Annotated in this window: 7 protein-coding genes; 6 read left to right on the forward strand and 1 reads right to left on the reverse strand. The window is 64.8% G+C overall.

Features of this window, described 5'->3' with window-relative positions:
- The first annotated feature begins 58 nt into the window (after window positions 1-58).
- The 3 genes from RTN46_RS03475 (at window position 59) to RTN46_RS03485 (ending at window position 2317) form a co-directional block, all read left to right on the forward strand.
- Window positions 59-1159: a glutamate--cysteine ligase gene (locus RTN46_RS03475; RefSeq protein ID WP_312179038.1), complete on the forward strand. Its 1101-nt coding sequence runs from the start codon at window positions 59-61 to the stop codon at window positions 1157-1159.
- A gap of 223 nt (window positions 1160-1382) precedes the next feature.
- Window positions 1383-1880, forward strand: a complete 498-nt coding sequence (locus RTN46_RS03480; protein ID WP_312179039.1) for a DUF1269 domain-containing protein — start codon at window positions 1383-1385, stop codon at window positions 1878-1880.
- A gap of 65 nt (window positions 1881-1945) precedes the next feature.
- Window positions 1946-2317, forward strand: a complete 372-nt coding sequence (locus RTN46_RS03485; protein ID WP_312179040.1) for a hypothetical protein — start codon at window positions 1946-1948, stop codon at window positions 2315-2317.
- A 59-nt stretch (window positions 2318-2376) separates the two neighbouring features.
- On the opposite strand, the gene RTN46_RS03490 is transcribed toward RTN46_RS03485, so the two are convergent.
- A complete protein-coding gene (locus RTN46_RS03490) occupies window positions 2377-3012 on the reverse strand; it encodes a uracil-DNA glycosylase (protein ID WP_312179042.1) in 636 nt (211 codons plus the stop codon).
- Window positions 3013-3404: 392 nt separating this feature from the next.
- Between RTN46_RS03490 and RTN46_RS03495 the strand changes: the two genes are divergently transcribed.
- The 3 genes from RTN46_RS03495 to RTN46_RS03505 are packed head-to-tail and all read left to right on the forward strand — an operon-like array spanning window position 3405 to window position 6252.
- A complete protein-coding gene (locus RTN46_RS03495) occupies window positions 3405-3773 on the forward strand; it encodes a DUF6507 family protein (protein ID WP_312179043.1) in 369 nt (122 codons plus the stop codon).
- Window positions 3773-5674 (forward strand): hypothetical protein, encoded by a 1902-nt coding sequence (locus RTN46_RS03500; RefSeq protein ID WP_312179044.1) that lies wholly within the window; start codon window positions 3773-3775, stop codon window positions 5672-5674. Before RTN46_RS03495 ends, RTN46_RS03500 begins: the two co-directional genes overlap by 1 nt.
- Window positions 5671-6252: a hypothetical protein gene (locus RTN46_RS03505; protein WP_312179046.1), complete on the forward strand. Its 582-nt coding sequence runs from the start codon at window positions 5671-5673 to the stop codon at window positions 6250-6252. Before RTN46_RS03500 ends, RTN46_RS03505 begins: the two co-directional genes overlap by 4 nt.
- The last annotated feature ends 279 nt before the right edge of the window (window positions 6253-6531 follow it).

A 6531-nucleotide genomic window follows, 5' to 3' on the forward strand; every position in this document is an offset into this window, starting at 1 on the left:
CTAGACAGGCACCGTGCTGGCAGCCCCCACGGGCTGGGACACAATCTTGGAGGGATGCATGGCGACACTGGGCATCGAGGAAGAGTATCTGCTGCTTGACCCGTCCACCGGTTTCCCGGTGCATAAGGCGGACGAGGTAGCCGGCTACCTGCACCAGTCACCGCGGGTAACCGAAGGCGAGATCCAGCGCGAACTGCTCAGCTGCCAGCTCGAAACCGCCACTCCGGTTTCGTCCACTTTGACGGAGGCCGAAGAGTACCTGCTCAACTTCCGTTCCCAGCTCGAGGCTGCGGCGCGTAAGGCCTCCGTGCTGGCTGCGGGAACGGCGTCGGCCCCGTTTACCGAGGACCACTATCCGGAACTCACTGACAAGGAACGTTACCGGGACCTGCGGGCCAGCGCACCGGGGATCGTTGGTGACCAGTTCGTCAACGGGCTGCACGTCCATGTTTCGATTCCCGGCCGCGAGGCCGGCGTCCAGGCCCTGAACCGAATCCGTGAATGGCTGCCGGCCGTTGTGGCCCTGAGCGCCAATTCGCCTTACTGGCTGGGCCGGGACAGCGGCTTCGGCAGCTGGCGGGTGGTGCACTACCGGCGCTGGCCGGTCCAGGGGTGCCCGCCGGTCTTTACGGACGCGGCTGATTACGAACGCCGCGTGAAGCAGCTCGTGGCTACCGGCGCGATCATCGACCGCGGAGTCCTGACCTGGATGGCCCGCCTGTCCGACTCCTACCCCACCCTGGAGGTCCGCGCCGGCGACGCTCAGCTCCAGGCACGGGACTCCGTTCTCCTGGCCGCCATTATCCGCGGCCTGGTCAGCACCGCGGTGGAGGAAGCCGAGCGGGATATACCGCGTCCGGTCCCGGAAGCCGAACTGCTCGATGCGGCCATGTGGCAGGCCGCCCGGGAAGGGATCACCAGCACGCTGGTGGACCCGGTGAGCGCCGAGCTGGTCCCCGCCAAGGACCGTATCCGGGCGCTGCTCGACTTCGCAGGTCCTGCACTCGACGCGGAGAGCGACACCGACTGGGTCCAGGCGGGGCTGGCCAACCTCTGGGACTCGGGCACCGGCGCCGAACGCCAGCGCCGGGCAATGGAAAGCGGCGGGACCCCCGCACTGCTGCAGCTGTACCGCTCAAGCCTCACGGGTGAAGGCTAGCGGACGCAGGCAGCCACGACTCCGGGCATAATCCGGCAGTCAGTCTACGACCGCCAGCGCAGGTTAGACAGTGTCCGCCGCCGGTCTTGGGCGGGCCGGGCCAGGTCCGGAGGATTGCTTGATCCGGGAGTGATCCGCTGGCTAACGTGGCGTCTACTCTGCCCGTTTGGTGTCCTTGGCACACAGGGCGGTACCTGGATCCCAACCGTTTGGAGCATCTGCCATGGCAACACTGACCGTATGGAAATTCCCGGAAGCGGATGCCGCTGAACGGGCAACGCAAACCCTCGCCAGCCTCCAGGCCCAGAACCTGATCACCGTGCAGGACGAGGCGATCATCACCTGGCCGCAGGACAAGAAGAAGCCCAAGACGGTCCAGGAACACAACCTGGTTGGTACGGGCGCATTGGGCGGCGGTTTCTGGGGGCTGCTGTTTGGCCTGATCTTCTTTGTTCCGCTGATCGGGGCCGCGGTGGGCGCCGCGATCGGTGCGCTGTCAGGCTCGATGGTCGACGTCGGCATTGACGACGACTTCATCAAGCAGGTCCGCCAGGAAGTCACCCCGGGAACCTCCGCCCTGTTCGTGCTGTCCTCGGACGCCGTGGAGGACCGGGTCCTTGAAGCCTTCAAGGAGGGAAACCCCGGAGCCACGCTGATCGCAACGAACCTTTCCAAGGAGCAGGAAGCGAACCTCCGGAAGGCCTTCTCCGAAGCGGACTAAGTAACCGGCACATTCCGGCAGGGCACGACGGCGGCCAACCCCCCCCTGCCGTATCGTTTAAAGCGATGATTACCAGACGCCTTGCAGCACAGATCCTTGATATTCCGCTCGAAATGGCCTCCCGCCACGGCATTCCTCCGCGGATGGAACGCTCAGAGCTCGATGCGCTCAATGCCAATCCGCCGCAGTGGCTCGCGCAGTCGCGGGCAAACCGGACCGGGAAACGGCCGGTCTGGGTATCGCTGGAGTGCTCGGTCTGCGGCTACCGCGAGATGGCGCGCCCGAAGAAATGGTGGCCTGAGTTCACTCATGTGGTGTGCTTCGACCACTCGGCCCGCGAACTTCCGCCCGTTCCCGCCGGCCGTGTGCGCAGCGAGTATGAGGGCATTGGCACCCGCTTCACCGGAATCGTCGATGTTCCGGTGGAAGCAGACTAGGCCTACCAGTTTGCCGGCTGGCCGCCGGCGGATTGTCTTCGCCGGATATCCGCCGACGGCTAGCGTCCGGTTAAGGCCAGCCCGGTCCGCGCCATGGCGTCCTTGTAGGCCAGCCGCATTTCGGCGAGCGATTCTTCCTGGCGCTCCTCGGTGGCACCGAAGGAACGGCCTTCAGCCGAACGCGCCTTGTAGATCTTGAAGCTGCGCCGGTAAATCATCCGGTTCTCGGTCTTCAGGAAGGCCGCAGCCAGCCGCTGGGCCTCGGTGCCGTGCGCGACGATCACTGAAGCCCGCGGTACCAGTGCCAGGAAGCGAAGCAGCGGCTTGAGGCCCTCAGCCACCTCTTCCTTGGTCAGCTTCGTGTGGGGCTCCCCCGGCGTATACCAGGGATGGACGTTCCACGGCATAACGTACTGGGGCTTCAGGCCCACCTGCCAGTGCACGCCGAGCAGGCGGGTCATGGCCTCGTCACTCCCTGCTGTAACGAATCCGGAGGGATGCGCCGCACCGTTGTTGGAGAACAGGCTGACAATCCGGGCTTCCTCCACATCATGCTGCGGGTCGATGTAGGGGACTTCGCTGCCCGGTTTGAGCTGCATCAGGGAGTCACAGAGTTGGTTTACTTCGGCAATGTTGGGATCGTAGCGGCGGTTCCAAAGGACTTCTTGGTGCGGGGCGGCGGGGGCAGACTGCATGGGGGTGGCGCTTCTCCTACGGTATTGCGGTACTTTCCGCCGCCGGGCTTTGGGGCACAACCCGTCGCTCCGGGTGGCACGGCACCTGGAACAGGCGCGTGGTGGGCGGAGCAAAAAGTCTGTGGTGGGTGCGGTGGAAAGGAGCACCTTCGCACCAAGGCCGGACACTGCAGAGCGCAGGACGGTTGGCGAAGGGCTTCAGACAAGCTTACCAAGGGCTGACAGGACCCCGGTGCCAACTCCTGCCGGAGAATCTGCACAGAGTTCTGAGGGCAGGAACCCTCACCACAGCCGTATGGGTACTTCTCCCCATCGACGCCGGTCAAGATAGACCGCAGACTCATGGTTAGCGGGACCGTCCGCGCGTCCAGGGGCCATATCAGGGGGGAAGAGTGCAGTACGAAATCCAGCCGGCAGCCATTCATGCCGTTGTGGTGGATGTCGCAGCCGACGGCCAGGCCCTGCATCAGGCGGGTGCTGCCGCCGCGGACACCGCTGGCGAGCTCGCCGGCAGTTTCGGCAGTGCCGACGCCGTCGCCGGTGCTTTTTCCTCCTTCTGGGCTCCCCGGCAGGACGTTGCCCAGCGGATCTCCAGTCTGGTTTTCCGGAAGGCCACGGCCCTCACCGAAGCAGCCCAGGCCTTTGTCGACGCCGACGGCGAGATGAGCGCAGCAGCGAAGTCTGCACTCTCAACCCTTCCCACGGCCTACCTATCCGCTCCCCCGCCCCAGACCGGGCGCCTACGGTTCCTGACGGAATAATGCGAATTTCGACGCTTCCCGACATCAGCGGCGACTGGGCCGCCCTCGATGCTCTGGCCCAGGACCTCCAGATACGCGCAGGAGTGACCGAGGGTTACCTGGGCGACGCAACAACCGCATGGCGGCGGGTCGGAACTGCTTACCGGGAACCTTCCACCCAGGAGCTGGTGCATGCCGCCATGGATTCCTTGGCCGAGCCGATGGCACAGTGGCGGGCATCCCTTGTCTCCGCCGCCGGGGTCATCCAGGACTTCGCTGCCGGTGCGCGGTCACTTGCCGAGGAACTTAGCCGGCTGGCGGCTGAACAACCCCGTGAGGCTGCCGAGGGCGATGATCCGGTGGCCCACGGGAACATTGTTGAGACATTCAATACCCGTGCGGAAGCCCTTTCGACCCAGTGGAGCACACTGCAACAGGAATCCGCAGCCAGCTTGGCAGCGATTTCCGGGGGTACCGGAGACGGACTGCCCATGACAGCTTTCCTTGGCAGCCGGACGCTGCCGGAGGTGACCTGGGCGTCCCTGACCACCACGCTTGACGAACGGCTGGGCGCCGTGACTCCGGGCGCGCTCCTTCCCTCCCTCCAGGGACTGGATACCGAAGAGCTCCGTGCGTGGGCCGCGGCCAATCCGGAGGCTGCAGCCCTGCTTGCGGCGAACCGGCTGCCCGGGTATCTCCTACCCGGAAGCGCCGAAGCGGTTATGGCCGAAGCGATGAAGGACAGCGCGTCCAAGGCCGGGATCGCGGCGGTACGCGCCGCATGGCTCGGCCTGCCGCCCGGAGACCAGGAAAAGCTCCTCCTGCTCTACCCGGCAATCTTCGGCGCCCTCAACGGGGTGCCGTTTGCCTCCCGCGTGCACGCCAACACCGTCACGGCTGCGGGGTACCGGCACACTGCCTGCCAGGACCTGGCCGGGCTCAAGGAACCGGTATTCGCCGATTACGGACAGAACAGGTCCGGCGCGGCGCTTTGGAGCCATGACCATGCCCAATGGAAGAGCGAGCAGGCGCGCCTGCAGACGCTGCTTAAGGGGTTGGACTACGCCGTGGAACAAGGCACACAGGTCGTGATGGTCAGCACGGACGGGGACGGCCGCATCGTCACGATGCAGGGCACCCCGTCGGACACAGTGACCAGGACCGCCGTCCTGGTTCCGGGCACGGGTGCGGACCTCGGCACGCTGAAAAGCTATCTGGACCGCCTCGAGGCTGTGGAAGGGAAACCTGAGCAGCAGAAGGTCTCCTTCTACTGGCAGGGCACGGATCTGCCGAACGAGCTGCACCACAACCTCACCAGCAGCTACAACGAAAACGGCGGGCCACTGCTGGCCGCGTTCGACCACGCCCTGGACCTGGAGGTCCCGCAGGATACGCGCAGCACCTACATTGGCTACAGCGCCGGAGGTTCACTGCTCGGGACCGGCGAGCGGGAGGGTCTGACGGCGTCGAACATACTTTATGTCGCCCCGGCCGGCACCGGCCACGAAGTCTCCGGTCCCAGCGACACGGCCAACCCGGACGCCAACCGGTACTGGATCCAGACCAGGGACGATCCGATTTCCGTGGCACAGATAGGCGGCGGCGGCTACCACAGCGGTTCGTTCTGGACCGGCGGCGACCCAAAGACCCAGATGGACGCCGTGCGGCTGGAATCCGGTTTCGTGGAGCCGAAGAAACCAGATTCACTCATGCACGGGCACACGGACTATTTCGCCAAGGGGTCGACCTCGGCAGCCAACATCCAGGCGGTGATCCAGGGAGGCCGTGTGAGCCTGTACGTTGAGGAGATATTCCACTACGGATTCGGCTACTCCTATTCGGAAAGCCCCATTGAAGAACGACCGGAAGACTACGCCAATATGAAGCTGCAGACCGTGACCACCGAGAGCCTCGAAAAATGACGCCCCGACGTTCAGCTGCCACCTTGGCCGGAGCCTTGATCCTGACCGCATCCCTGGGAGGCTGTGCCTTGAACGCCGAAACATCCCCTGATTCTGCAGCTGCGCAGGAGACACCGGACTATCTGACTCAGTTTGAGGAGCTGCTTCCCACACTGATGGAGCAGGCCGATGCCGGACTCCAGCTTGAGGACCTGCGGGAAGAATCCTGCCTGCGGCCGGAGATTGAGGAACAGCAGCTCGAGACCCGATGGCTGGGTGTGGCATCCAGCCCGGTAGCCGACACCGCAGCAGCCAACGCCGCGCTTGACCGAATCGGCGGCTGGCTCGATGCTGAAGGCTGGGAACGCCAGAACGAGGTCTCCTATCCGCCGGAAGAAGGCGGGGACGTGCGGGTCCTGATGTATCTCAAGGACGACATCGGAGTCACTGCGACCTATAGCCAGAGCGAGCGTGCGTGGGTGGAAATCCTGCTTACGTCCAGCTGCCGGGAGAACCCGAAGGAGCACCGCATGGTCCGCTCCGAGCTGGACCCGGATTACGGTCTGTCCAGCGAGTACTACAGAGACAGTCCCTCCTAACAGGGCGGGGTGCTTTCAGGGCTATTCCAATAGTGGGGGTCCCTTCGGTGACCACTGAAAGCCTCGAAAAGTGAATCTACGTCCCGCCGCAGCAATTGCCGGAGCCTTAATCCTGACCGCAGCCTTGGGAAGCTGTGCCTTGAACTCCGAACCGTCCCCCCGATGCTCCTGCCGCAGGGGCGACACCGGACCATCTGGCGCAGTTCGAAGCGCTCCTGCCTGCACTGATGGAGCAGGCCGACGCTGGCCTCCGTATTGCGGGCCTGCGGGAGGAATCCT

Source organism: Arthrobacter sp., from assembly GCF_031988865.1.
Classification (GTDB): domain Bacteria; phylum Actinomycetota; class Actinomycetes; order Actinomycetales; family Micrococcaceae; genus Arthrobacter_B.